The sequence below is a fragment of the Streptomyces sp. DvalAA-14 genome (assembly GCF_900091855.1).
GTDB lineage: Bacteria > Actinomycetota > Actinomycetes > Streptomycetales > Streptomycetaceae > Actinacidiphila.
Map to the genome: position 1 here is coordinate 1 of NZ_FMCH01000344.1, position 23,767 is coordinate 23,767.

The 23,767-nt window shown below is 71.5% G+C and carries 21 protein-coding genes; 4 read left to right on the forward strand and 17 right to left on the reverse strand.

Annotated features, from left to right (window positions below):
* A partial coding sequence (locus tag GA0115240_RS36955) for an ATP-binding protein (protein ID WP_093737594.1) occupies positions 1-1,916 on the forward strand: 1,916 nt, incomplete at its 5' end.
* Between the two features lie 73 nt (positions 1,917-1,989).
* Here the strand turns inward: GA0115240_RS36955 and rpsD are convergent.
* Together rpsD and GA0115240_RS17460 are read right to left on the reverse strand one after the other, a co-directional pair.
* Entirely contained in the window at positions 1,990-2,604 is a 615-nt protein-coding gene (gene rpsD, locus GA0115240_RS17455) for a 30S ribosomal protein S4 (protein WP_093737595.1), read from the reverse strand.
* A gap of 289 nt (positions 2,605-2,893) precedes the next feature.
* Positions 2,894-4,249: a replication-associated recombination protein A gene (locus tag GA0115240_RS17460; protein WP_093737596.1), complete on the reverse strand. Its 1,356-nt coding sequence runs from the start codon at positions 4,247-4,249 to the stop codon at positions 2,894-2,896.
* Between the two features lie 134 nt (positions 4,250-4,383).
* Here GA0115240_RS17460 and GA0115240_RS17465 point away from each other — a divergent pair, with 134 nt between their 5' ends.
* Entirely contained in the window at positions 4,384-5,748 is a 1,365-nt protein-coding gene (locus GA0115240_RS17465) for a glutamine synthetase family protein (RefSeq protein WP_093737597.1), read from the forward strand.
* A 51-nt stretch (positions 5,749-5,799) separates the two neighbouring features.
* On the opposite strand, the gene GA0115240_RS17470 is transcribed toward GA0115240_RS17465, so the two are convergent.
* From GA0115240_RS17470 to GA0115240_RS17480, 3 genes are all read right to left on the reverse strand, one after another.
* Complete coding sequence (locus tag GA0115240_RS17470; RefSeq protein ID WP_093737598.1) at positions 5,800-6,444, reverse strand: vitamin K epoxide reductase family protein; 645 nt, start codon at positions 6,442-6,444, stop codon at positions 5,800-5,802.
* A gap of 105 nt (positions 6,445-6,549) precedes the next feature.
* A complete protein-coding gene (gene hisS, locus GA0115240_RS17475) occupies positions 6,550-7,812 on the reverse strand; it encodes a histidine--tRNA ligase (RefSeq protein ID WP_093737599.1) in 1,263 nt (420 codons plus the stop codon).
* 8 nt (positions 7,813-7,820) lie between these two features.
* Positions 7,821-8,531 carry an MBL fold metallo-hydrolase gene (locus tag GA0115240_RS17480; RefSeq protein ID WP_093737600.1) on the reverse strand — a complete coding sequence of 237 codons (711 nt, stop codon included), beginning with the start codon at positions 8,529-8,531 and terminating at the stop codon, positions 7,821-7,823.
* A 309-nt stretch (positions 8,532-8,840) separates the two neighbouring features.
* Between GA0115240_RS17480 and GA0115240_RS17485 the strand changes: the two genes are divergently transcribed.
* Together GA0115240_RS17485 and GA0115240_RS17490 are read left to right on the forward strand one after the other, a co-directional pair.
* The gene (locus GA0115240_RS17485; protein WP_093737601.1) at positions 8,841-9,692 is read left to right on the forward strand and encodes a peptidylprolyl isomerase; all 852 of its coding nucleotides are present in this window, start codon (positions 8,841-8,843) and stop codon (positions 9,690-9,692) included.
* Between the two features lie 283 nt (positions 9,693-9,975).
* Positions 9,976-11,205, forward strand: a complete 1,230-nt coding sequence (locus tag GA0115240_RS17490) for a DUF349 domain-containing protein (RefSeq protein ID WP_093737602.1) — start codon at positions 9,976-9,978, stop codon at positions 11,203-11,205.
* Between the two features lie 106 nt (positions 11,206-11,311).
* On the opposite strand, the gene GA0115240_RS17495 is transcribed toward GA0115240_RS17490, so the two are convergent.
* The 12 genes from GA0115240_RS17495 to GA0115240_RS17550 all read right to left on the reverse strand — a co-directional run bounded on the left by GA0115240_RS17495 (position 11,312) and on the right by GA0115240_RS17550 (position 23,752).
* Positions 11,312-13,702 carry a RelA/SpoT family protein gene (locus GA0115240_RS17495; protein ID WP_370673349.1) on the reverse strand — a complete coding sequence of 797 codons (2,391 nt, stop codon included), beginning with the start codon at positions 13,700-13,702 and terminating at the stop codon, positions 11,312-11,314.
* 181 nt (positions 13,703-13,883) lie between these two features.
* Positions 13,884-14,444 (reverse strand): adenine phosphoribosyltransferase, encoded by a 561-nt coding sequence (locus GA0115240_RS17500; protein WP_093737603.1) that lies wholly within the window; start codon positions 14,442-14,444, stop codon positions 13,884-13,886.
* 160 nt (positions 14,445-14,604) lie between these two features.
* Positions 14,605-15,810, reverse strand: a complete 1,206-nt coding sequence (gene secF / locus GA0115240_RS17505; protein WP_093737604.1) for a protein translocase subunit SecF — start codon at positions 15,808-15,810, stop codon at positions 14,605-14,607.
* Positions 15,810-17,615 carry a protein translocase subunit SecD gene (secD, locus tag GA0115240_RS17510; RefSeq protein WP_093737605.1) on the reverse strand — a complete coding sequence of 602 codons (1,806 nt, stop codon included), beginning with the start codon at positions 17,613-17,615 and terminating at the stop codon, positions 15,810-15,812. The genes secF and secD overlap by 1 nt, the downstream gene beginning before the upstream one ends.
* A gap of 71 nt (positions 17,616-17,686) precedes the next feature.
* Entirely contained in the window at positions 17,687-18,160 is a 474-nt protein-coding gene (gene yajC / locus GA0115240_RS17515) for a preprotein translocase subunit YajC (RefSeq protein ID WP_093737606.1), read from the reverse strand.
* Between the two features lie 164 nt (positions 18,161-18,324).
* Positions 18,325-19,407, reverse strand: a complete 1,083-nt coding sequence (ruvB, locus tag GA0115240_RS17520; protein ID WP_093737607.1) for a Holliday junction branch migration DNA helicase RuvB — start codon at positions 19,405-19,407, stop codon at positions 18,325-18,327.
* Between the two features lie 85 nt (positions 19,408-19,492).
* Positions 19,493-20,101 carry a Holliday junction branch migration protein RuvA gene (ruvA, locus tag GA0115240_RS17525; protein WP_093737608.1) on the reverse strand — a complete coding sequence of 203 codons (609 nt, stop codon included), beginning with the start codon at positions 20,099-20,101 and terminating at the stop codon, positions 19,493-19,495.
* The gene (ruvC, locus tag GA0115240_RS17530; protein ID WP_093737609.1) at positions 20,098-20,637 is read right to left on the reverse strand and encodes a crossover junction endodeoxyribonuclease RuvC; all 540 of its coding nucleotides are present in this window, start codon (positions 20,635-20,637) and stop codon (positions 20,098-20,100) included. Before ruvC ends, ruvA begins: the two co-directional genes overlap by 4 nt.
* Before the next feature lie 133 nt (positions 20,638-20,770).
* Positions 20,771-21,523 carry a YebC/PmpR family DNA-binding transcriptional regulator gene (locus GA0115240_RS17535; protein ID WP_093737610.1) on the reverse strand — a complete coding sequence of 251 codons (753 nt, stop codon included), beginning with the start codon at positions 21,521-21,523 and terminating at the stop codon, positions 20,771-20,773.
* A gap of 66 nt (positions 21,524-21,589) precedes the next feature.
* Positions 21,590-22,183: a pyridoxal 5'-phosphate synthase glutaminase subunit PdxT gene (gene pdxT, locus GA0115240_RS17540; RefSeq protein WP_093737611.1), complete on the reverse strand. Its 594-nt coding sequence runs from the start codon at positions 22,181-22,183 to the stop codon at positions 21,590-21,592.
* A gap of 6 nt (positions 22,184-22,189) precedes the next feature.
* A complete protein-coding gene (gene pdxS / locus GA0115240_RS17545; protein ID WP_093737612.1) occupies positions 22,190-23,101 on the reverse strand; it encodes a pyridoxal 5'-phosphate synthase lyase subunit PdxS in 912 nt (303 codons plus the stop codon).
* A 99-nt stretch (positions 23,102-23,200) separates the two neighbouring features.
* Complete coding sequence (locus GA0115240_RS17550; protein ID WP_093737613.1) at positions 23,201-23,752, reverse strand: hypothetical protein; 552 nt, start codon at positions 23,750-23,752, stop codon at positions 23,201-23,203.
* Between the last annotated feature and the right edge of the window lie 15 nt (positions 23,753-23,767).

Consider the following 23,767-nt stretch of genomic DNA (forward strand, 5'->3'; position numbering starts at 1 on the left):
TGGCCCTCGCCGAGCATCTGGCCGACCGCGAACTGCTGCTGATCCTCGACGGTTTCGACCTGCTCCCGGACCCGGCGGCGGCACTCGTGGCGGAGTTGCTGCGCCGCGCGCCCGCGCTGCGGGTGCTGGCGGCCGGCCGCCGGCCGCTGGGCGTCACCGGGGAGCGGCTGCTGCCGCTGGACCCGCTGCCGGGCGGCGGCGACGCGGAGCGGCTGTTCGCCGAGCGGGCCGCCGCGGTGGTGCCCGGCTTCCGGATCACCGAGGAAAACCGCGCGGCGGTGGCCGAACTGTGCGCCCGTCTCGACGGGCTGCCGCTGGCCCTGGAGCTGGCCGCGGTCCGGCTGCGCGCCCTGTCGGTCGAGCAGGTGCTGCACCGGCTGGACGACCGCTTCGCCCTGCTGACCGGCGGCGATCCCAGCGCGCCGCCCCGGCACTCGGCGCTGCGCACCACGATCGGCTGGAGCCATGAGCTGTGCACGCCGGCGCAACGGCTGCTGTGGGCACGCCTTTCGGTCTTCGCCGGCCGCTTCGACCTGGACGCGGCCGAGTACGTGTGCGCCGGGCCCGGGCTGGCGCAGGAGAGCGTGCTGGACACGGTCGCGGAACTCGTGGACCGCTCGGTGCTCAGCCGCGAGCAGGGCCCCGACGGCCAGCCCCGCTACCGGATGCTGGAGAGCGTGCGCGAATACGGCGCCGGGTGGCTGGAGGTGCTCGGCGACCGGGCGCGGACGCGGCGCCGGCACCGCGACTGGTATCTGGGCCTGGCCACCTGGTGCGAACTGGAGTGGTTCAGCCCCCGCCAGCAGGAGGTGGCCGCCCGGGTGGCGGCGGACCTGCCAAATCTGCGGCTGGCCCTCGAATTCAGCCTGGACGCGGCCGTGGGCGGGCTGCCGCAGGACCCGGCGGTGGGCCAGTACCTGGTGGGCACCTTGTGGTTCTGCTGGGTCGGCTGCGGACGGCTCGGCGAGGGCAGGCACTGGCTGGAGCGGGCCCTCGGCCTGTCCGAGGCGCCCACCGCGGCGCGCGCCAAGATGATGTGGGTGTACGGCTATGTGGCCCTGCTCCAGGGCGACTCGGCGACCGCCCGTACGGTGCTCCAGCAATGCCGGGCCGAGGCGGAGGCCACCGGCAACGCGGCGGCCGAGGCGTACGCGGTGCACCGGCTGGGCTGCCTGGCGCTGGTCTGCGACGACATGCCGCGCGCCGAGCACTTCATCGGCGAGGCGCTGCAGCGCTACCGGCGGATCGGCGAGCTGAACAGCAATGTGCTGATGGGGCAGGTCGAGCTGGCGATGGCGGTGGCCTTCCAGGGCGATGTGCCGCACGCGGTGCGGCTGGCGCAGGAGGTCAGCGAGATCTGCCGGGACCACGGCGAGCGGTGGACGCTGGCCTACGCCCTCTACGTCCTGGCCTACGCGGCCTGGCTCGCCGACGAGCCGGACCGGGCCCGGCGGCTGGCCGAGGAGTCGCTGGCCATCGACCACGTCTTCCACGACCTGGTGGGCGCGGTGCTGGCGCTGGAGCTGCTGGCGCTGATCACCGAGAGCGAGGGGGCGGCGCACGAGGCCGCCGTCCTCCAGGGCGCGGCCGGCCGCCTGTGGGAGTCGGTGGGGCTGCGGCTGTTCGGTTCGCGCTACTTCAACGCGCCGCACACGCTGTGCGAGCGGCGGCTCCACGAACACCTGGGCGCCTCCGCCTACGCGGCGGCCATGGGCGAGGGCGCCCGCCTCGGCCTCGACGACGCGGTCCACCGCGCCCTGACCCCGCGGGACCCGCACGAAATCGCCCCGATCCCGGCCCGCAGCCCGGACACGACAGCAACAAGGTCGCCCCGCAGGGGCGCGAGGAACGGCGCGAGCAACCCACCACCGACCGGCGGCCCGGACACGACAGCAACAGCCCCACCCGGCCGCTGACAACCCGCACCCCGTCCGACGGCCGGCCGCGCCCCCGGTCCGGCACCGCCCAGTGCAACGCCCGGTGGAACGCTCAGCGGGCGTAGAACTCCACGACCAGCTGCTCCTCGCAGATCACCGGGATCTCCTTGCGGTTCGGGTCGCGGTCCAGGCGGAAGGCCAGTGCCTGGAGGTTGACCTGGAGGTAGCGCGGGGTCTCGCCGTCGCCGGCCCAGCCGCCCTCGCGGGCGACCGCGAAGGGGGTCTTGTCGCGGGAGCGTTCGCGGACCTGGACGACGTCCTCGGGGCGGACCCGGAAGGACGGCTTGTCGACCTTGCGGCCGTTGACCTCGATGTGGCCGTGCACCACCATCTGGCGCGACTGGTAGATCGTGCGGGCCAGCCCCGCACGGAGCACGAGCGCGTCGAGCCGGCGCTCCAGCTCGATGATCAGCGCCTCACCGGTCCGCTGGCCGGACACCTTCTTGGCGCGGTCGTAGGCCAGCCGCATCTGGCGCTCGCTGATGTCGTACTGCGCACGCAGCCGCTGCTTCTCCAGCAGGCGGGTCTTGTAGTCGCTGTTCTGCTTGCGACCACGGCCGTGCTCACCCGGCGGGTAGGGGCGGGCCTCGAAGTACTTGACCGCCTTCGGGGTGAGCGCGATGCCCAGCGCCCGGGACTTCTTGACCTTGGGACGCGACTGATTCACGTGCGTCGAACCTCCGTAGAAATTAGGTAAGGCTTACCTTAACTGAGGAGTGCGCGTGATTCGACCCGGGAACCCCGCCCCCGACGGGTAGAACCCGTCGGAGCACGGTCAGCCGCGTCCCGAAGTGGAGAAAAGCGCCCCCACGGCCTGTTCGCCGCGGACGCGCGCGCACTCGTATCGAGGGTAACCCGTCACCCGTGCGAGCCATTCCGGCGCTCGAGGGCCCGGTCCCGACGGCGCCGCACCCGGCGAACCCGTTGACCCGGCGGACCCGGCGCCCCGCCGGCCCTCACTCCCCCGTGCCGGCCAGCCGCTCCCTGACCCGCTCCAGCACATCGAAGTACCGGGCCTCGGCGCCGTACCGGGTCGGGTTGTAGTAGTGGCGGCCGAGCAGTTCCTCCGGGAGGTAGGACTGCGCGGCGATACCGCCGGGCACGTCGTGCGGGTAGACATAGCCCTGGGCGTGGCCGAGCTTGGCCGCGCCCTTGTAGTGCCCGTCGCGCAGATGCGGCGGCACCGGGCCGGCCTTGCCCGCCCGTACGTCCGCCAGCGCCGCGCCGATCGCGGTGGTGGCCGCGTTGGACTTGGGGGCCAGCGCCAGCGCGATCGCCGCGTGGCTGAGGATCAGCGACGCCTCCGGGAAACCGATCATGGCCACCGCCTGCGCCGCGGCCACCGCGGTGGGCAGCGCCGTCGGGTCGGCCAAGCCGATGTCCTCGCTGGCCGAGATCATCAGCCGGCGGGCGATGAAGCGGGGGTCCTCGCCGGCGTCGATCATCCGGGCCAGATAGTGCAGGGCGGCGTCCACGTCGGAGCCGCGGATCGATTTGATCAGCGCGCTGGCCACGTCGTAGTGCTGGTCGCCGTCCCGGTCGTAGGCGACCGCGGCCCGGTCGACGGACTCCTCCATGGTGGCCAGCGAGATGACGGCCTCGCCCTTGGCGATCGCCGCGCCCGCGCCGGCCTCCAGCGCGGTCAGCGCCCGGCGGGCGTCGCCGGCCGCGACCCGCAGCAGATGGGACTCGGTGTCCTCGGGAAGGGTGACCGCGCCGCCCAGACCGCGCTCCTCGGTCAGCGCCCGGCGCAGGACGTCGCGCAGGTCGTCGTCGGTGAGCGGTTCCAGTGTGAGCAGCAGCGAGCGGGACAGCAGCGGGGAGATGACCGAGAAGTACGGGTTCTCGGTGGTGGCCGCGATCAGCGTCACCCAGCGGTTCTCCACCGCGGGCAGCAGGGAGTCCTGCTGCGCTTTGCTGAAGCGGTGGATCTCGTCCAGGAACAGCACGGTCTCGCGCTGGTATCCGCCGGCCTGGCGCTTGGCGCTCTCGATGACCGCGCGGACCTCCTTGACCCCCGCGGTGATCGCGGACAGCTCCACGAACCGCTTGTTGGTGGCCTTGCTCACCACGTACGCCAAGGTCGTCTTACCGGTGCCGGGCGGACCCCACAAGATGACCGAGGACGAGCCGGCCGGGCCGCCGCCGCCCTCCCCCACCAGCCGGCGCAGGGGTGAGCCGGGCCGCAGCAGGTGCTTTTGGCCCACCACCTCGTCGATGGTGCGCGGTCGCATCCGCACGGCGAGCGGACTGCTGCTGGGGTCGCGCTCCTGACGGTCTTCCACGGCTGCGGTGAACAGATCTGGCTCCACATACTGAAGCCTAGGTCACCGGTGTGACAGTGCCCTCTTTCCGCCGGCGCCGGCGGGGACGCAGGCCACGGGGTCGTTCCCTCGGACGGGGCCAGCGCCTAGGTTGGTGCCCCGGTGCCACGAGAGGGGTCCCCTTGCCAGAAGAGCACGCTCCCGCGCTGACCGTCGAGGAGCTGCGCGGGCTGGTGGCGGCGGGCGAGGTGCATACCGTCGTGCTGGCCTTCACCGACATGCAGGGCCGGCTGCAGGGCAAGCGGTTCGCGGCGCCCTTCTTCATGGCGGAGGTGCTGCCGCACGGCTCGGAGGGGTGCAACTACCTGCTGGCCGTCGATGTCGACATGAACACCGTCGACGGCTACGCGATGTCCTCCTGGGAGCGCGGCTACGGCGACTTCGCGATGCGGCCGGACCCGGCGACCTTGCGCCGCGTCCCCTGGAACGACGGCACCGCGCTGGCGCTGGCCGACCTGACCTGGCACGACGGCAGCCCGGTGACGGCCTCGCCCCGGCAGATCCTGCGCGGCCAGCTGGAGCGGCTGGCCGGACAGGGCTTGCGGGCGTACGCCGGGACCGAGCTGGAGTTCCTGGTGTTCCGCGACACCTATGAGCAGGCCTGGGACGGCGGCTACCGCGGCCTGACCCCGGCCAACCGCTACAACGCCGACTACTCGGTGCTGGCCACCTCGCGGGTGGAGCCCCTGCTGCGCCGGCTGCGCAACGACATGGCGGGCGCCGGCCTGGCGCCGGAGTCGGCGAAGGGCGAGTGCAATCTCGGCCAGCACGAGGTCGTCTTCCGCTTCGACGAGGCACTGACCACCTGCGACCAGCACAGCGTCTACAAGACCGGGGCCAAGGAGATCGCCGCCCAGGAGGGCCTGTCGCTGACCTTCATGGCGAAGTACGACGAGCGGGAGGGCAACTCCTGCCACATCCACCTGTCACTGCGGGATTCCGGCGGCCGGCCGGTGCTGGCCGACCCGGACGGCGGCATGTCCGAGCTGATGCGGCACTTCCTGGCCGGTCAGCTGGCCGCGATGCGCGACTTCAGCCTGCTGTTCGCGCCGAACATCAATTCCTACAAGCGCTACCGGCCCGGCTCCTTCGCCCCGACCGCGGTGGCCTGGGGCCATGACAATCGCACCTGCGCGCTGCGGGTCGTCGGCCACGGGGCCTCGTTGCGGCTGGAGAACCGGGTGCCGGGCGGCGATGTGAACCCGTATCTCGCGGTGGCCGCCATGGTCGCCGCCGGCCTGCACGGCGTGGAGCGGAAGCTGGAGCTGCCCGAGCCCTGCGCGGGCAATGCCTACGCCGCCGACTACCCGCGGGTGCCGGGCTCGCTCCGGGAGGCGGCCGAGTTGTGGTCGGCCAGCCCGCTGGCGGCGGCGGCGTTCGGGGCCGAGGTGGTGGCGCACTACGCGAACATGGCCAGGGTCGAGCAGGAGCAGTTCGACACGGCCGTCACCGACTGGGAGCGGTTCCGGTCCTTCGAGCGCATGTAGCGGGGCGGGCCCGTGCGGTGGCGCCCGCAGCGGGCGTCGGGGCGGTCGCGCTCAGATCAGCGTCTTCCAGTACGCCCACCAGCGGGTCAGGATCAAGGTGGCGATGACGCCGTACCACAGCACCGGCACCACCCAGTGGAACTCCAGCACCGCCGAGCGGGCGCCCTCGGGCACCTTGATGACGCGGTGCTTGATGTTGTGCACGGCGGTGTACCAGAAGGCGGCGATCGTGACGACCCAGGCCAGGCTGCACCACAGGCAGAGCGAGCCGATGCTGTACAGCGACTGGTACTGGAGCCAGCTGCAGAAACCGACGCCGAACAGGGTGCCGGCCTGCAGGCCGAGCCAGAACCAGGGGCGGTAGCGGGCCCCGGCCAGCACGCCCATGGCCACGCAGATCATCACCGGGTAGGCGATCAGGCCGATCATCGGGTTGGGGAACCCGAAGGCGTGCGCCTGCTTGCTCTGCATGATGTTGCCGCAGGAGATGATCGGGTTCAGGCTGCATCCCGGCACGAAGCTCGGGTCCTCCAGCAGCCGGAACTTGTCGTACGTGATCACGAACGAGGCGAGGGTGCCGAGCGCTCCGCAGATCACCAGCAGCCAGCTGAACGCACGTCCCGCGGCGATGCCGTCGGCGGGGCGCTGTTCCGGTTCGCCGTCGGTTCGCGTCTCGTCAAGAGCGGAAGTCGTCATGATCGCCGATCTCTACTAGGGCCGTGGGGCGGGCACCCCTCATTGTGCACCAGGGCGGTGAGGACGGAATAAGTCCTGACCGCCCCGGTTTCCCGAACGAGGGGTTCAGGCCAGCCGTTCCTTGACGGTGGTGACGATCTCGTCGAGCGCCACCGGGCCCTGCTCCCCGGTCTGGAGGTCCTTCAGCTGTACCACGCCCTCGGCCAGGTCCCGCTCCCCCGCGAGCAGCGCGAACCGGGCGCCGGAGCGGTTGGCGGATTTCATGGCGTTCTTCACACCCTTGCCGCCGTAGGCGAAGTCGGCCGCGACACCGGCCCGGCGCAGCGCGGTGACCGCGGTGAACAGCGTCCGCCGGGCCTGCTCGCCGAGCGGCACCGCGTAGACGTCGGTGGCCGGGGGCAGCGGCAGCGCCACGCCCTCCGCCCGCAGCGCGAGCACGGTGCGGTCCACGCCCAGCGCCCAGCCGACCGACGGCAGCGACGGGCCGCCGATCATCTCGGACAGGCCGTCGTACCGCCCGCCACCGCCGACCGCGGACTGCGAACCGAGCCCGTCGTGCACGAACTCGAAGGTGCTACGGGTGTAGTAGTCCAGCCCGCGCACCAGCCGCGGATCGTCCTCGAAGCCGACGCCGGCCTCGGTGAGCAGCTCGCGGACCTGCTCGTGGTACGCCCGGCATGCCTCGCACAGGTGATCGCTGATGAGCGGGGCGCCAGCCAGTTGACGCTGCACGGATTCCCGCTTGTCGTCCAGCACCCGCAGCGGATTGATCTCGATCCGCTTGCGGGTGTCGTCGTCCAGATCCAGGCCGCGCAGGAAGTCCTGCAGGACCGCCCGGTAGACCGGGCGGCACTCCTTGTCACCCAGCGAGTTCAGCAGGAGCCGGACACCGCTGAGCCCCAGCGAGCGGTACGAGTCCGCCGCCAGGATGATCAGCTCGGCGTCCAGGGCCGGGTCCTCGGCGCCGATCGCCTCGGCGCCGACCTGCGAGAAGTGCCGGTAGCGACCGGCCTGCGGGCGCTCGTAGCGGTAGTAGGAGCCGGAGTACCAGAGCTTGACCGGCAGATTGCCGGTCTTGTGCAGATTCGCCTCCAGCGCCGCGCGCAGCACCGAGGCGGTGCCCTCGGGGCGCAGCGCGAGCTCGTCGCCGCCCCGGGTGGTGAAGGCGTACATCTCCTTGGTCACGATGTCGGTGGACTCGCCGACGCCGCGGGAGAAGAGTTCGACGTTCTCGAATCCGGGGGTCTCGACGTAGCCGTAGCCCGCGCGTCGCACGGGTGCGGCGATGGCCTCGCGCACCGCGAGGAAGGTCGCGGAGTCGGGCGGCAGCAGATCGTAGGTGCCCTTGGGGGCCTGGAACAGGGTCACAGCTGGAGTCACAATCCTCGTCGCGGAGCCGGGTCGCCGGCGCCGGGGCCGCGGGCCGCCTCGCCCAGGTAGGGGTTGGCGGCGCGCTCGCGGCCGATGGTCGTCTGGGGGCCGTGGCCGGACAGCACCACGGTCGAGTCGTCGAGCGGCAGGCACACGCGGGCCAGCGACTCGTACAGCTCGGCCGTGGAGCCGCCGGGCAGGTCGGTGCGTCCGACGGAGCCGGCGAAGAGCAGGTCACCGGAGAACAGCACCGACGGGATGTCGGTGTCCTCGGGCAGCCTGAACGTCACCGACCCCTTCGTATGGCCGGGCGCGTGCGCGACGGAGAACTCCAGACCGGCCAGCCGCAGCGCCGTGCCGTCGGCCAGCTCCCGCAGGTCGTCGGGCTCCCCGATGGTCAGCTCGCCCATCAGCTGCGCCCCGACGGCGCGTCCCAGCGCCTTCTCGGGGTCGCCGAGCATGTAGCGGTCCTCGGGATGGATCCAGGCCGGGACGTCGTGGGCGCCGCAGACCGGAACGACGGAGGCGACATGGTCCAGGTGACCGTGGCTGAGGATGACGGCGACGGGCTTGAGTCGGTGTTTGGCGAGCGTGTCCTCGACGCCCTGGGTCGCGAGGTGACCCGGGTCGATGATCACGCACTCCTCGCCTGCGGCGGGGGCGACCACATAACAGTTGGTGCCCCAGGCCCCGGCGGGGAACCCGGCAATGAGCACGTTCGTCCTTCTGTCGTCCGCGGGAGGTGGCGGCGGCACGCCCGAGCACGTCGAGCGGTGATGCAAGATCACCGATTCACAGCTCGGTGGTGCACGATCCGTTGCACGAGCCTACCGGCGACCGGATGACGGCCGCGAACCCATATCGTGCCCGCATCGGCCGGTACGCGGACTGGACTGTGCGCTTGCGGACCGCGAAGATCTGCGGCACGAGGCACAGAAGACACGTACAACAACAGATGGCACGGACAGCGACAGACGGCGTGCCCGACACACGGCACACACGACACTAACGACGGAGACGGCGAAGTGGTCACCAAGGACCAGCGGCGGCGGCAGCTCGCCCGGGAGAAGTTCGAGCGGCAGCAGCAGCGCAGGGTGCAGCTGCGGCACAAGTCGCGGATGCGCAATTCGATCATCGCCGCGGTCGCCGTGGTCGTCATCGCCGCGGTGGGCGGCGCGTGGCTCGGCGGCGCCTTCGACAGCAGCGGCAAGAAGACCACCGCCGCCGCGAAGGGCGCCACCCCGTCCGCCTCGGCGGCGCCGACCACTCCGGCCGCCCCGGTCCACGACCCGTGCAGCAAGCCCGCCGCGGGCTCGCCGGGCAAGAAGCAGTGGAAGACCGAGCCGACCATGTCGATCGACAAGTCCGCCTCGTACACCTTCACCCTGCAGACCACCTGCGGCGCGATCCCGATGGCGCTGAACGCGGCCAAGGCCCCGGAGACCGTCAACTCCTTCAAGTTCCTCGCCGACCAGGGCTTCTTCGACCACACCAAGTGCCACCGGCTCACCACCACCGGCATCTACGTGCTCCAGTGCGGCGACCCGACCGGCCAGGGCAGCGGCGGTCCCGGCTACACCATCGGCGACGAGAACCTGACCGCGTTCGGCAAGGCCGGCGCCAGCGGCAGCGTCACCTACCCCGCGGGCACCGTGGCGATGGCCAACACCGGGCAGCCGCACACCGGCGGCAGCCAGTTCTTCCTGGTCTACAAGGACAGTCCGCTGGCCCCGAGCTACACCCCCTTCGGCACCATCAGCAAGGACGGCCTGAAGGTGCTCACCAAGATCGCCGGCGCCGGCGAGGACTCGGGCCAGGGCGACGGCCACCCGAACGCCACCGTGGTGATCAACAAGGCGACGGTCACCACGTCCTGACCAACTCCGGGCAGAACCGCGGCGGCGGCCGGGACACGGACCGGAGACGGACCGGAGACGGACCGCGGAAGGACCGGGGCCCCGCCGGGGAGCGGGGCCCGGACGGGTCCGAGACCTGATCGGTATCTGAATCACGATCGGGCCCCGCACCGGATGCGGACAGCCGGGGCGCCGGTCGCCTATGTTGGCGTGGAACCGGTCAGGGCGTGCGGCCCGGCCGGAGAGAAACTGTGAACGATGCCCGCCGGTCCGACGCGGTGGGGCATCACGTGGAGGAGGCGCTGTGAGCAGCGACCCGTGGGGCCGCGTCGATGAGACGGGGACCGTGTACGTGCGTACGGCCGAGGGGGAGAAGGAGGTCGGTTCGTGGCAGGCGGGCTCCCCCCAGGAGGCCCTCGCCTACTTCGAGCGCAAGTACGAGGGGCTCGTCGTGGAGATCGGCCTCCTGGAGCGGCGGGTGCGGACCACCGACCTCGCCCCGAAGGAAGCGCTGGCCGCGATCGAGCATCTGCGGGCCAGCGTCACCGAGGCGCACGCGGTGGGCGATCTGGCGGCGCTGGGCGAGCGCCTCGACGGCCTGGTCGCTCTGGTGGACTCCCGGCGCGAGGAGCGCAAGGCCGCCAAGGCGAAGCAGACCGAGGAGGCCAAGGGCGCCAAGGAGCAGCTGGTCGCCGAGGCCGAGCAGCTGGCGGAGAGCGAGCAGTGGCGCACCGCGGGCGAGCGGCTGCGCGCCCTGGTGGACACCTGGAAGGGCCTGCCCCGGCTGGACCGCAAGGCCGACGACGAGCTGTGGCACCGGTTCAGCCACGCCCGTTCGGTGTTCTCCAAGCGCCGCAAGGCGCACTTCGCGTCGCTGGACGCGCAGCGCGAGGAGGCCAGGCGGACGAAGGAGAAGCTGGTCACCGAGGCGCTGTCGTTGTCGGACTCGACGGACTGGGGGCCCACCGCGGCCCGCTACCGCGAGCTGATGGCGGAGTGGAAAGCGGCCGGGCGCGCGCAGCGCGAGGCCGAGGACGACTTGTGGAACCGCTTCCGCGGCGCCCAGGACGTGTTCTTCGCGGCCCGCTCCGAGGTGTTCGCCGAGCGGGACAGCTCCGAGCGCGACAACCTCGCGCTGAAGGAGGAGCTGGTCACCGAGGCGGAGAAGCTGCTGCCGGTGACGGACCTGCGCGCGGCGCGGGCGGCGTTCCGCACCCTCAACGAGCGCTGGGAGTCCATCGGCCACGTGCCGCGGGACGCCCGGCCCCGGATCGAGGCGCGGATGCACACCGTCGAGCGGGCGCTGGCGGAGTCCGAGGAAGCGGAGTGGCGCCGGACCAACCCGGAGGTGCGGGCGCGCGCGGCGGGCCTGACCGGGCAGCTCCAGGCGGCCGTCGAGAAGCTGCGGTCGCAGATCGAGGCGGCCCGGGCGGCCGGCAACACCGCCAAGGCGGACAAGCTGCAGGCCGAACTGGACGGGCGGCAGGCGCTGCTGGACTCCGCCCTCAAGGGCATGCAGGAGTTCGGCGGCTGAACCGGCCGGCCGACCGGCGGACGGTGCATGGATGCGGGGCGGGACCACACGGTCCCGCCCCGCATCCGTTGCCGCTCGCGCGGCCCGTCAGTCCCCGTCAGTGCCGTCAGTGCCGGCCCGAGGTGACCCGGTAGACGTCGTAGACGCCCTCCACGCCGCGGACCGCCTTCAGGACGTGGCCCAGGTGCTTGGGATCGCCCATCTCGAAGGTGAACCGGGAGGTGGCCACCCGGTCGCGGGAGGTCTGCACCGCCGCGGACAGGATGTTGACGTGCTGGTCCGACAGCACCCGGGTGACGTCGGACAGCAGCCGGGCCCGGTCCAGTGCCTCGACCTGGATGGCGACCAGGAAGACCGAGGACTGGGTGGGCGCCCACTCGACGTCGATGATCCGCTCGGACTGCTGGGACAGCGACTCCACGTTCACGCAGTCCGCGCGGTGCACCGAGACGCCGTTGCCCCGGGTGACGAACCCGATGATCGGGTCGCCGGGCACCGGGGTGCAGCACCGTGACAGCTTGACCCACACATCGCTGACGCCCTTGACGATGACGCCGGGGTCGGCGTTGGCCCGCCGCTTGCTGCGCCCCTGGGTCGGGGTGGTGATCTCCGCGATGTCCTCGGTGGCGCCCTCCTCGCCGCCGAGCGCGTCCACCAGCTTCTGCACCACCGACTGGGCGGTGATGTGGCCCTCGCCGATCGCCGCGTAGAGCGCGGAGATGTCGGGATAGCGCATCTCGTGTGCCAAGGTGACCAGGGAGTCGCCGGTGAGCACCCGCTGGATGGGCAGATTCTGCTTGCGCATCGCGCGGGCGATGGCTTCCTTGCCGGATTCCACCGCCTCCTCGCGGCGCTCCTTGGAGAACCAGGCGCGGATCTTGTTGCGGGCCCGCGGTGATTTGACGAAGCCCAGCCAGTCGTGGGACGGCCCGGCGCCGGACGCCTTGGAGGTGAAGACCTCCACGGTGTCGCCGTTGTCGAGCGTGGACTCCAGCGGTACGAGGCGGCCGTTGACGCGGGCGCCTATGGTGCGGTGGCCGACCTCGGTGTGCACCGCGTAGGCGAAGTCCACCGGGGTGGCGCCGGCCGGCAGCGCTATCACGTCTCCCTTGGGGGTGAAGACGAAGACCTCGCTCTGCGAGAGGTCGAAGCGCAGCGACTCCAGGAACTCGCCGGGGTCCTCGGTCTCCTTCTGCCAGTCCAGCAGCTGGCGCAGCCACGCCATGTCGTTGACCGCGTCGTCCTTCTTGTCCGAACGCGGGCTGTCGGTGCGCACCTTGGAGGCGCCGGCCACCGCCTCCTGCTTGTACTTCCAGTGCGCGGCGATGCCGTACTCGGCACGGCGGTGCATGTCGAAGGTGCGGATCTGCAGCTCGACGGGCTTGCCGCTGGGGCCGATCACCGTGGTGTGCAGCGACTGGTACATGTTGAACTTCGGCATCGCGATGTAGTCCTTGAACCGGCCGGGGACCGGATTCCATCGCGCGTGGATGGTGCCGAGCGCCGCGTAGCAGTCCCGGACGGTGTCGACGAGCACCCGGATGCCGACCAGGTCGTAGATCTCCGCGAAGTCGCGGCCGCGGACGATCATCTTCTGGTAGACGCTGTAGTAGTGCTTCGGCCGGCCGGTGACGGTGGCCTTGATCCGGGCCGCCCGCAGGTCCTGCTGGACCTGGTCGGTGACGACGGCCAGGTACTCGTCGCGCTTGGGTGAGCGCTCGGCGACCAGGCGGACGATCTCGTCGTACATCTTGGGGTAGAGGATCGCGAAGGCGAGGTCCTCCAGCTCCCACTTGATGGTGTTCATGCCGAGCCGGTGGGCCAGCGGGGCGTAGATCTCCAGCGTCTCGCGGGCCTTCTTCTCCTGCTTCTCCCGCTTGAGGTAGCGCATGGTCCGCATGTTGTGCAGCCGGTCGGCGAGCTTGATGACCAGGACGCGGGGGTCCTTGGCCATGGCGACGACCATCTTGCGGACCGTCTCGGCCTGCGCGGCCTCGCCGAACTTGACCTTGTCCAGCTTGGTCACGCCGTCCACCAGCAGCGCCACCTGGTCGCCGAAGTCGCGGCGCAGCGTCTCCAGGCCGTACTCGGTGTCCTCCACCGTGTCGTGCAGCAGCCCCGCCATCAAGGTGGCGGAGTCCATCCCCAGCTCGGCGAGGATGGTGGTGACCGCCAGCGGGTGGGTGATGTACGGATCGCCGCTCTTGCGCTTCTGCCCGCGGTGCCAGCGCTCGGCGACCTGGTACGCCGCCTCGATCTGCCGCAGCTGGGCGCTGTCGCCCTTGGGGTCGTTGCCCCGCACGACGCGCAGCAGCGGCTCCAGCACCGGGTTGTACGGGCTGGAGCGCTGCACGCCGAGCCGGGCCAGCCGGGCCCGGACACGGCTGGAGGAGGCGCCGGGGCGCGTCGGGGCCACGCTGCCGGGCGTGCGGACGGGCCGCACGGCGGGGGCCGCCGGCGGGGCCGGGCTTTTCGTCCCGGCGCTGTCCGCGGGCACGTCCTGCCGGCCGCTGACCGGTTCCGTTCCGCCTGCGGCGTCGAGAGGCTGGGCCTGGTCTGGCAAGAGCACTCCTCACGCGGGTGGAACTTCCATGGTATCGACCTGCGGCGCGAGACGGGCGCTCGGAGGTGCGGGCGGGCGCCGCCCCGGCCTCGCGGGGCCGGGGCGTCCGGGCCGGTCAGACCGTGATCAGCGCCTCCAGCGGGGCGCCGCCCAGGGCGGGCGCCAGCCGCGACCGGCCGGCCAGGAATTCGAGCTCCAGCAGTACGGCCACCGCGGCGACGGTGGCCCCGGCCCGCCGCACCAGGTCCAGTGCCGCCCCGGCGGTGCCGCCGGTGGCGAGCACGTCGTCGATCACCATCACCCGGTCGTCGGGCGAGAAGGCGTCGGTGTGCACCTCGATCTCCGCGGTGCCGTACTCCAGGTCGTAGGACTTGCCCAGGGTGTCCCCGGGCAGCTTGCCGGCCTTGCGGATCGGGATGAAGCCCAGCCGGGCCCGGGCCGCGACCGGTGCGGCCAGGATGAAGCCGCGCGCCTCCAGCCCGACCACCTTGGTGGCGGCGTGCTTGCGACACAGCGCGGTCAGGGCGTCCACCAGCGCGTTGAAGGCCACCGGGTCGGCCAGCAGGGGGGTGATGTCCTTGAAGGTCACTCCGGGCCGGGGGTAGTCCGGCACGTCCCGGATACGGGAGAGCAGCAGTTCCCGCAGCTCCACGGAGGTGGCGTCCGTCGTGGTCATCGAACCTCTTTCCTCGGTTTGCCTCGGTTGGCTCGGTTTGCCTCGGCTCCGCCGGGCTCTTGCCCCGGGACAACGTACCCGGTCGGTGATCCGGAACGGCCGTCGCCGCCCGGTCCTGTGCGGGACCGGGCGGCGACGGGTGGTGGAACGGGCCTGCGCCTCAGCGGCGCTTGCCGGAGGGGCGGCCCCGGCCGCCCCGGTTGCTGCGGTTGACCGGCTGGCTGCGGGCGGGGCGGCCGACACCGGTCTGGCCCGCGCCGCGCGGTCCGACCACGCCGGCCGCTGCCGGGGTGCCCTCCTCGTCGTCGGTGAGCTCGTCGCCCTGCGGACCCGCGTCCTCCAGGTCCTCGTCGGGGGCCGGCTCGCCGTTGGCGAGCGCCTGCTTGGCCTTGGCCGCGTCGGCGGACCGCTTGGCCAGCACCCGCTTGCGCAGGGCCTTGATCTGCGGGTCGCGCTCCTTGAAGTCCGCCACGATCGGGGTCGCGATGAAGATCGAGGAGTAGGCGCCGGCGGCGAGGCCGACGAACAGCGCAAGCGCGATGTCGTTCAGCGTGCCGGCGCCGAGGATGCCGCCGCCGATGAACAGCAGCGCCGCGACCGGCAGCAGCGCGACCACCGTGGTGTTGATGGACCGCACCAGGGTGCCGTTGAGGCTGCGGTTGGCGATGTCGCTGTACGTCCAGCGGTTCTGCTTGGTGATGTCCTTGCTGGCTTCCTTGAGACCGTCGAAGACGACGACGGTGTCGTAGAGCGAGTAACCGAGGATGGTCAGCAGACCGATGACCGTACCGGGGCTGACCTCGAAGCCGACGATGGCGTAGACACCGGTGGTGATGGTCAGGTCGTGCAGCAGGGCGACCAGGGCGGCCACCGCCATCCGCCACTCGAAGGCGATGGCCAGATAGATGACCACCAGGACCAGGAAGATGATCAGGCCTTCCAGGGCCTTGTTGGAGATCTCCTTGCCCCAGCTCGGGCCGACGATCTCCGCGTCGATCGAGGACTTGGGCATGCCCAGGTCCTTGGCGATGGCCGTCTGCATCGTGGCGGACTTCGCGGTGGACACCCCGCCGACCTGGATGCGGACACTGCCGTTGCCGAGCTTCTGCACGGTGGCGTCGTTGCCCCCGGTGTCACCGGAGATCTTGTTCTGCACGTCGCTGACCGACATCGACGTCTTGTGCGTGTTGAAGACGGCGCCGCCGGAGAACTCGATGCCCTCCTTCAGACCGTTGACGGCGAGCCCGATGATCGCGGTGATCGTGATCAGGACCGAGATCCCGTACCAGATCTTGCGCTTGCCGACGAAGTCGTAACTGATCTCGCCCCGGTGCAGCCGGTGACCGAGATTGCCGAGCTTGGACATCAGGCTTCCTTCGTCTCGGAGCTGGGCATGCGGCGGACACGGCGCAGCGGGGCCTTGACGCCGAGGCTCTTCGGGTCGAGGCCGGACCACTTGTGTCCTTGGGCGAAGAACGGCCGCCGGGCCAGGATCGTCATCAGCGGCATGGTGAACAGGAAGACCACCACGACGTCGAGCACCGTGGTCAGGCCGAGGGTGAAGGCGAAGCCCTGGACCTTGCCGACCGAGACCACGTAGAGGACCGCGGCGGCCAGGAAGGACACGAAGTCCGACACCAGGATGGTGCGCCGGGCGCGCGGCCAGCCGCGGGCGACCGCCGGCTGGAGCGAGCGGCCCTCCCGCAACTCGTCCCTTATCCGTTCGAAGAACACGATGAAGGAGTCGGCGGTGATACCGATGGCCACGATGGCGCCGCAGACCGCCGGCAGGTTGAGGGCGAAGCCGATGGCCTGGCCGAGCAGGCACATGATCGTGTAGGTCAGCGCCGCCGAGACCAGCAGGCTGACGATCGCCACCGAGGCCAGGCCGCGGTAGTAGGCGAACATGTAGAGCACCACGAGGACCAGGCCGACCGAGCCGGCGATCAGGCCGCCGCGCAGCTGCTCACCGCCGAGGGCGGCGGAGACGGTGGTCTTGTCCGAGATCTGGAACGACAGCGGCAGCGAGCCGAACTTCAGCACGTTCGCCAGGTCGTCGGCGCTCTGCTGGGTGAAGCTGCCGGAGATCTGGGCGCTGCCGCCGACCAGGGCGGTGGAGACCGACGGGGCCGAGATCACGTTGCCGTCGAGGTCGATGGCGAACTGGTTGTTCGGCGGGGACTGCGAGGCGAGGTCGCCGGTCACCTTGGTGAACTGGCCGGCGCCGGTGTGGTCGAAGCTGAGGTTGACGACCCAGCCGTTGCCCTGCTGGGTGTCGAAGCCGGAGCTGGCACTGGAGACGTTCTTGCCGTCGATCAGGGACGGGCCGAGCGCGTACTTGACCCACTGCTTGCCCTGCTCGCCGCAGGCGATCACCGGGACCTTGGGGTTGTTGACCGCGCTGGCCTTGGCGCGCTGCGTGGCGTTGGTGCAGTCCAGGTTGTCCATCTGGGTCTGCAGGGCGGCCGGCAGCGTGGTGTTGGTGGGCGGCGCGGCGGGGGTGGTGGGGGTGGTGGCCGGCGGCGGGGTGTCCGCTGCGCCCGGCGTGGAAGCGGGGCTCGTCGGAACCGGCGTCGGGGCCTTCAGCGCGTCGCTGACGGCGCGGCCCTGCGGGGTGGACCCGGCCGACGGGGTGGTGGCGGACTTCGACGACGTCGTGGAGCCGGAGGGCGTGGCCGAGCCGGACGGCTTGGGTGTCGCCGAGCCGGAGGGCTTCGGTGTCGCGGTGCCCGACGCGCTGGGAGCGGGGGTGGGCTTGGTGGGAGTGCCCGCGACCTGCTGGAGCACCTGTCGGAAGTACAGCTGCGCGGTGGTGCCCACCTGCTTCTCGGCCTGGTCGGCGTTGGTGCCCTTGGGGATGTCCACGATGATCGTGGACGAGCCCTGGGTCTGCACTTCCGCCTCGGACACACCCAGCGCGTTGACGCGCTGGTTGATGATGTTCACCGCGGTGTCCATGTTGGTCTTGTTGACCGCGCTGCCCTGGTGGGGCTTGGCGGTCAGCGTGATGCTGACACCGCCCGCGAGGTCGATGCCCAACCGGGGGGTCTTGTGGCCGGAGAGGAAGATCCCTCCGGTCAGCGCCACCAGAGCGATGAGGATCACGGCCAGGGCGCGCGTGGGATACCCCTGGCTCCCCGACGACCTGCGGCCCTTCTTGGCTGCTGCCACCTTCTTGATTCTCCCTGTCCTACCGCCCCCGAGCCTGCGCGCTCAGGGGGTGGCCACGAGTGTTCCGGACCCTACTTGGAGCCGGCGCCGGGGCCGTCCTGCCCCTGCGCCTCCCCGGCCTTGCTCAGCTCGACCGGGCCGTCCCCGACGTCCTTCTTCAGAAGGTCGGGGCGGGCGTCGTCCGAACCGGACACGACCTCCGGCGTCTCGGCATCCTCGTCCGCCGCGTCATCGCTGTCGGCGTCCTCGATCTCCTCCGGCTCGATGCCGTGCACGATGCGGTTGAACTCGCCCTCGCTCAGCACGGTGGCGACGGCGTTCTTCGCGAAGTGCGCGTGCACGCCGTCGGTCAGCTCCAGAAGGACCGTCTCGTCGTTCACTTCCTTGACCACGGCGTAGAGGCCGCCGATGGTGCGGACGCCCGCGCCCGGCTCCATCTGGTTGCGCATCGCCGAAGCCTGACGCTGCTTGTTCTTCGCCGACCGCGTCATCAGGAACATGACGCCGACGATCAGGATCAAGGGGAGGAGAGTGACAGGACTCACGGTGTGGACGTTCCTTCGTACGGCCGGCGTGGGGGCCGACCTGGATTTGGGGATGTGGTTGCCGATCCGGAGGAAGGGCGTCGGCGGAGTCTAAGCGCTGGCTCGCCGCCTGAACAACGCCAAGCATCGCACCCGGGTTCCTGAATGGGCGAGTCTAGCCGAGGTCATGTTCCGAACAGCCCGGTCTGTCCTGATCCCGCCCCACCTGTCCCCGGAGTCCCGGAGCCCTGCGGGGGCACCAGGCCCAGATGCGCCCAGGCGGCCCGGGTGGCCACCCGCCCCCTGGGCGTACGGGCCAGCAGGCCTTCGCGGACCAGGAAGGGCTCGGCGACCTCCTCCACGGTCTCGCGCTCCTCACCGACCGCGACCGCCAGCGTCGACAGGCCCACCGGGCCGCCGCCGAACAGCTTCAGCAGCGCGTGCAGCACCGCCCGGTCCAGCCGGTCCAGGCCCCGGGCGTCCACCTCGTAGACCTCCAGGGCCTGCCCGGCGATCTCCTGGGTGACCACCCCGTCGGCCCGGACCTGGGCGTAGTCGCGGACCCGGCGCAGCAGCCGGTTGGCGATCCGCGGGGTGCCGCGCGAGCGCCCGGCGATCTCCGCGGCTCCTTCCGCGGACACCTCGACGTCCAGCAGCCCGGCCGAGCGGTGGATCACCCGCTCCAGCTCGGCGGGGGCGTAGAACTCCATGTGGCCGGTGAAGCCGAACCGGTCGCGCAGCGGCGGCGGCAGCAGTCCGGCCCGGGTGGTGGCCCCGACCAGGGTGAACGGCGGCAGCTCCAGCGGAATGGCGGTGGCCCCGGGGCCCTTGCCGACGATGACGTCGACCCGGAAGTCCTCCATGGCCATGTAGAGCATCTCCTCGGCGGGCCGCGACATCCGGTGGATCTCGTCGAGGAAGAGCACCTCGCCCTCCTGGAGCGAGGACAGGATCGCGGCCAGGTCGCCGGCGTGCTGGATGGCCGGGCCGGAGGTGATCCGGATCGGCGCCCCCATCTCGGCCGCGATGATCATCGACAGGGTGGTCTTGCCCAGGCCGGGGGCGCCGGAGAGCAGGACGTGGTCGGCGGTGCCGCCGCGCTGGCGGGCGGCCTTGAGCACCAGGTCGAGCTGCTGGCGGACCCGCTCCTGGCCGATGAACTCGTCCAGGTCCTTGGGGCGCAGCGCCGCCTCCACCGCCTGGTCCTCGTGGTCGGCGGCGGAACCGACCAGTCGGTCCGGCTCGGCGGTGGCGTCGTCCCAGTTCATCGTGGTCTCTCGGATCGGCGGGGCGTCTGGCTGCTGCGGGGAGGGGCGCGGTGGCCGGGCGGTGGCGGCTCGGCGGGGCGGGCTGCTAGCGGGTCCGGTTGAGGCTCTGCAGGGCCGCGCGCAGCAGCGCGCCGACATTCGGCTCGGCGGCGGCCTCGGCCTGCGGGGTGACGGCGGCGACCGCCTCGTCCGCCTCGCGGCTCGCGTAGCCGAGGCCGAGCAGCGCGGCGTGCAGCTGCTCGTGCCAGGAGGCGCCCACCGAGCCGCCGGCAGCGCGGGCGGCGGGACCCAGCGGCGCGCCGAGCCGGTCCTTGAGCTCCAGCAGCAGCCGCTGGGCACTCTTCTTGCCGATACCGGGCACCGCCATCAGTGCCTTCTCGTCCCCGGCGGCCACCGCGATCCGCAGCGCGTCCGGGGCGTGCACGGCCAGCATCGTCTGCGCCAGCCGCGGCCCGACCCCGCTGACGGTCTGCAGCAGCTCGAAGACCTGCCGCTCGTCGTCGTCCGCGAAGCCGTACAGCGTCAGGGAGTCCTCGCGGACCACCAGCGCGGTGGCCAGCCGCGCGGGCTGGCCGATCCGCAAGCCCGCCAGCGTGGCGGGCGCGCACTGCACGGACATGCCGATGCCGCCCACCTCGATGACCGCGGCGTCCGGGGCGAGGGCGGCGACCGGGCCGCTGACGAAGGCGATCACGTGGCGGACTCCTGGGTTCGTGCGGACTGGTGGGCGGCGACCGCCTGTTGGAGGCGGTTGGTGGCGGTGCCGCGCCAGATCTGGCAGATGGCCAGCGCCAACGCGTCGGCGGCGTCAGCGGGTTTGGGCGGGGCGTCGAGCCGCAGCAGCCGGGTGACCATCGCGCCCACCTGCGCCTTGTCGGCGCGACCGCTGCCGCTGACGGCCGCCTTGACCTCGCTGGGGGTGTGCAGCCGCACCGGCAGGCCGCGCCGGGCCGCGCACAGCATGGCCACCGCGCTGGCCTGGGCGGTGCCCATCACCGTGCGCACGTTGTGCTGGCTGAACACCCGCTCCACCGCGACCACTTCGGGCCGGAATTCGTCCAGCCACGCTTCCAGGCCCTGCTCGATCAGCACCAGCCGGTGGCCGATCTCGGCATCGGCGGGCGTGCGGACGACGCCGACGCCGACCATCGTCAGGGGCCGGCCGGCGGTGCCGTCCACCACGCCGACTCCGCACCGGGTCAGCCCCGGATCGACGCCGAGTACCCGCATCGCGCCCCTCCCCTCCGCACCGTCGTCCACCCGTTCCCGCAGGCTATCGGTTGGCACCGACAGCGCGGGGCGGGCCGGGCGGGTGTGTTCCTCCCCGCTCGGCCCGCCCCGGTACGGCGGGGGTTCGCGCCGGTCAGGCGTCGACCTGCTCCATGACCTCGTCCGAGACGTCGAAGTTCGCGAAGACGTTCTGCACGTCGTCGCTGTCCTCCAGCGCGTCGATCAGCTTGAAGATCTTGCGCGCCCCGTCCTCGTCCAACTCGACCTGCATGGTGGGCAGGAAGTTCGCGTCGGCCGAGTCGTAGTCGATGCCGGCCTCCTGCAGCGCCTTGCGGACCGGCACCAGGTCGGTGGCCTCGCTGATCACCTCGTACGACTCACCGAGGTCGTTGACCTCCTCGGCGCCCGCGTCCAGCACCGCGCCCAGCACGTCGTCCTCGCCCAGTTCACCCTTGGGGACGATGACGACGCCCTTGCGGTTGAACAGGTAGGACACCGAGCCGGGGTCGGCCATCGAGCCGCCGTTGCGCGTCATGGCGACCCGCACGTCGGAGGCGGCGCGGTTGCGGTTGTCGGTGAGGCACTCGATGAGAACGGCCACGCCGTTCGGCCCGTAGCCCTCGTACATGATCGTCTGGTAGTCGGCGCCGCCGGCCTCCAGGCCGGCGCCGCGCTTGACCGCGCTGTCGATGTTCTTGTTCGGCACCGAGCTCTTCTTCGCCTTCTGGATGGCGTCGAAAAGCGTGGGGTTGCCGTCCACGTCAGCGCCACCCGTACGCGCCGCGACCTCGATGTTCTTGATCAGCTTCGCGAAGAGCTTGCCGCGCTTTGCATCGATCACGGCCTTCTTGTGCTTGGTCGTAGCCCATTTAGAGTGGCCGGACATCCGACGGTCTCCTTCGCGTCACCCAGTGCTGTTCTTCGTCGCGCCGTCGATCCTACCGGGACTGCGTCAGCCCGAGGTGCGCACCATGTCCACGAAGAGTTCATGGACCCGGTGGTCCCCGGTCAGCTCCGGATGGAACGACGTGGCGAGCACCCGGTCCTGCCGGACGGCGACGACATGGCCGCCGTACTCGGCCAGCACCTCGGTCCCCGCGCCGACCGACTCCACCCACGGCGCGCGGATGAAGACCCCTTCGACCGGCCCGCCGGACACCCCGGCGACCTCCACCGGCGCCTCGAACGACTCGTTCTGCCGGCCGAAGGCGTTGCGGCGGACGATCATGTCGATGCCGCCGAACGTCTCCTGGCCCGATCTGGGATCCAGGATCTTGTCAGCGAGCATGATCATTCCGGCGCAGGTGCCGTAGACCGGCAGACCGCCGCGGATCGCCGCGCGCAGCGGTCCGGCCAGGCCGAAGAGCTCGGCCAGCTTGGAGATGGTGGTGGACTCGCCGCCGGGCAGGATCAGTCCGTCGACGGCGGCCAGTTCCTCGGGCCGCCGGACCGGCACGGCCGCGGCGTCCGCCGCGGCCAGCGCCGTCAGGTGCTCCCGGACGTCCCCCTGCAGGGCCAGGACGCCGATGGTGGGAGAAGCGGTCATGGTCGATTACCAGCCGCGGTTGGCGTAGCGCTCGGTCTCCGGCAGCGTGTCGAGATTGATGCCGACCATGGCCTCGCCCAGGTTGCGCGAGGCGTCCGCGATCACCTTGGGGTCGTCGAAGAAGGTGGTGGCGCGGACGATGGCGGCGGCGCGCTTGGCCGGGTCGCCGGACTTGAAGATGCCCGAACCGACGAAGACGCCCTCGGCGCCGAGCTGCCGCATCAAGGCGGCGTCGGCGGGGGTGGCCACCCCGCCGGCCGAGAACAGCACGACCGGCAGCTTGCCCAGCTCGGCCACCTCCTTGACCAGCTCGTACGGGGCACGCAGCTCCTTGGCGGCGGCGTAGAGCTCGTTGTTGTCCAGGCCGCGCAGCCGGGAGATCTCGCCCTTGATCTGGCGCAGGTGGCGGACCGCCTCGACGACGTTGCCGGTGCCGGCCTCGCCCTTGGAGCGGATCATGGCCGCGCCCTCGGTGATCCGGCGCAGCGCCTCACCCAGGTTGGTGGCGCCGCAGACGAAGGGGGTGGTGAAGGCGAACTTGTCCGCGTGGTTCACCTCGTCGGCGGGGGTCAGCACCTCGGACTCGTCGATGTAGTCGACGCCGAGTGCCTGCAAGACCTGGGCTTCCACGAAGTGGCCGATACGGGACTTGGCCATCACCGGGATGGACACGGCGCCGATGATGCCCTCGATCATGTCGGGGTCCGACATCCGGGCCACCCCGCCGTCCTTGCGGATGTCGGCGGGCACCCGCTCCAGGGCCATCACGGCGACCGCGCCGGCGTCCTCGGCGATCTTGGCCTGATCGGGGGTGACGACGTCCATGATCACGCCGCCCTTGAGCTGCTCGGCCATACCGCGCTTGACCCGTGCGGTGCCGGTCTCGGGGGTCGTGGTGGTGGACGGTGTGATGGACACGGTGACCTCACTCCTGGCTGAAAAGGACTTTTGCCCCAGTCTCCGTCGGGTGACCGGAAGCGGAAAGGGCCAATCCGCCGCGAGTGGCTCCCCGGTGGCTCACACCGCGGTGGCGCCGCCCTCGGTGGTCAGCGCGGCCGGCGGTTCGTCGTCCATCTCGAAGGCGAGCGCGAAAGGGGCGTGGCCCGCCAGGTGGAACCAGCGCACCACCCGGTGCCTGCGGACCGCCCGGGCGGCGCGCACCGCGTCGTTGTGGAACCGCCGGGCCATCGGCACCCGCCTTACGCCCTGCGTCAGTTCGCGGATCGCCGCGGTGCCGCCGGGCGCCTCGCGGACCTCGGCCACGGCGGCCGGATCGGGGAAGACCGCCCGCAGCGCCTGGCTCAACTCGCTCTCGGCCACCTCGCGCTGCTCCGCGTCGGCCTGCCGGGCCGCGTGCGCGGCCTCGTAGAGCACGATGGACGCGGCCGGGTCCAGTACGCCGGCGGTCGCCAACTCCTGGGCCACCGAGGCGCGTCGCAGCAGTTGCGCGTCCAGCGCGGCCTTGGCGGCGTCGATCCGCGCGTGCAGCCGGTCGAGCCGGCCGGCGGTCCAGCTCAGGTACAGCCCGATCGCGATGATCGCCACTGCGACCCAGATGATGGTGCTCACGGGCGGAAGGCTACC

Excerpts from the sequence above, each read along its gene's own strand:
- GA0115240_RS17470 (WP_093737598.1), bottom strand. The coding sequence starts at position 6,444 with ATGACGACTTCCGCTCTTGACGAGACGCGAACCGACGGCGAACCGGAA.
- GA0115240_RS17500 (WP_093737603.1), bottom strand. The coding sequence starts at position 14,444 with ATGACCACGACGGACGCCACCTCCGTGGAGCTGCGGGAACTGCTGCTC.
- secF (WP_093737604.1), bottom strand. The coding sequence starts at position 15,810 with ATGTCCAAGCTCGGCAATCTCGGTCACCGGCTGCACCGGGGCGAGATC.
- ruvB (WP_093737607.1), bottom strand. The coding sequence starts at position 19,407 with ATGAACTGGGACGACGCCACCGCCGAGCCGGACCGACTGGTCGGTTCC.
- ruvC (WP_093737609.1), bottom strand. The coding sequence starts at position 20,637 with ATGCGGGTACTCGGCGTCGATCCGGGGCTGACCCGGTGCGGAGTCGGC.
- GA0115240_RS17535 (WP_093737610.1), bottom strand. The coding sequence starts at position 21,523 with ATGTCCGGCCACTCTAAATGGGCTACGACCAAGCACAAGAAGGCCGTG.
- pdxT (WP_093737611.1), bottom strand. The coding sequence starts at position 22,183 with ATGACCGCTTCTCCCACCATCGGCGTCCTGGCCCTGCAGGGGGACGTC.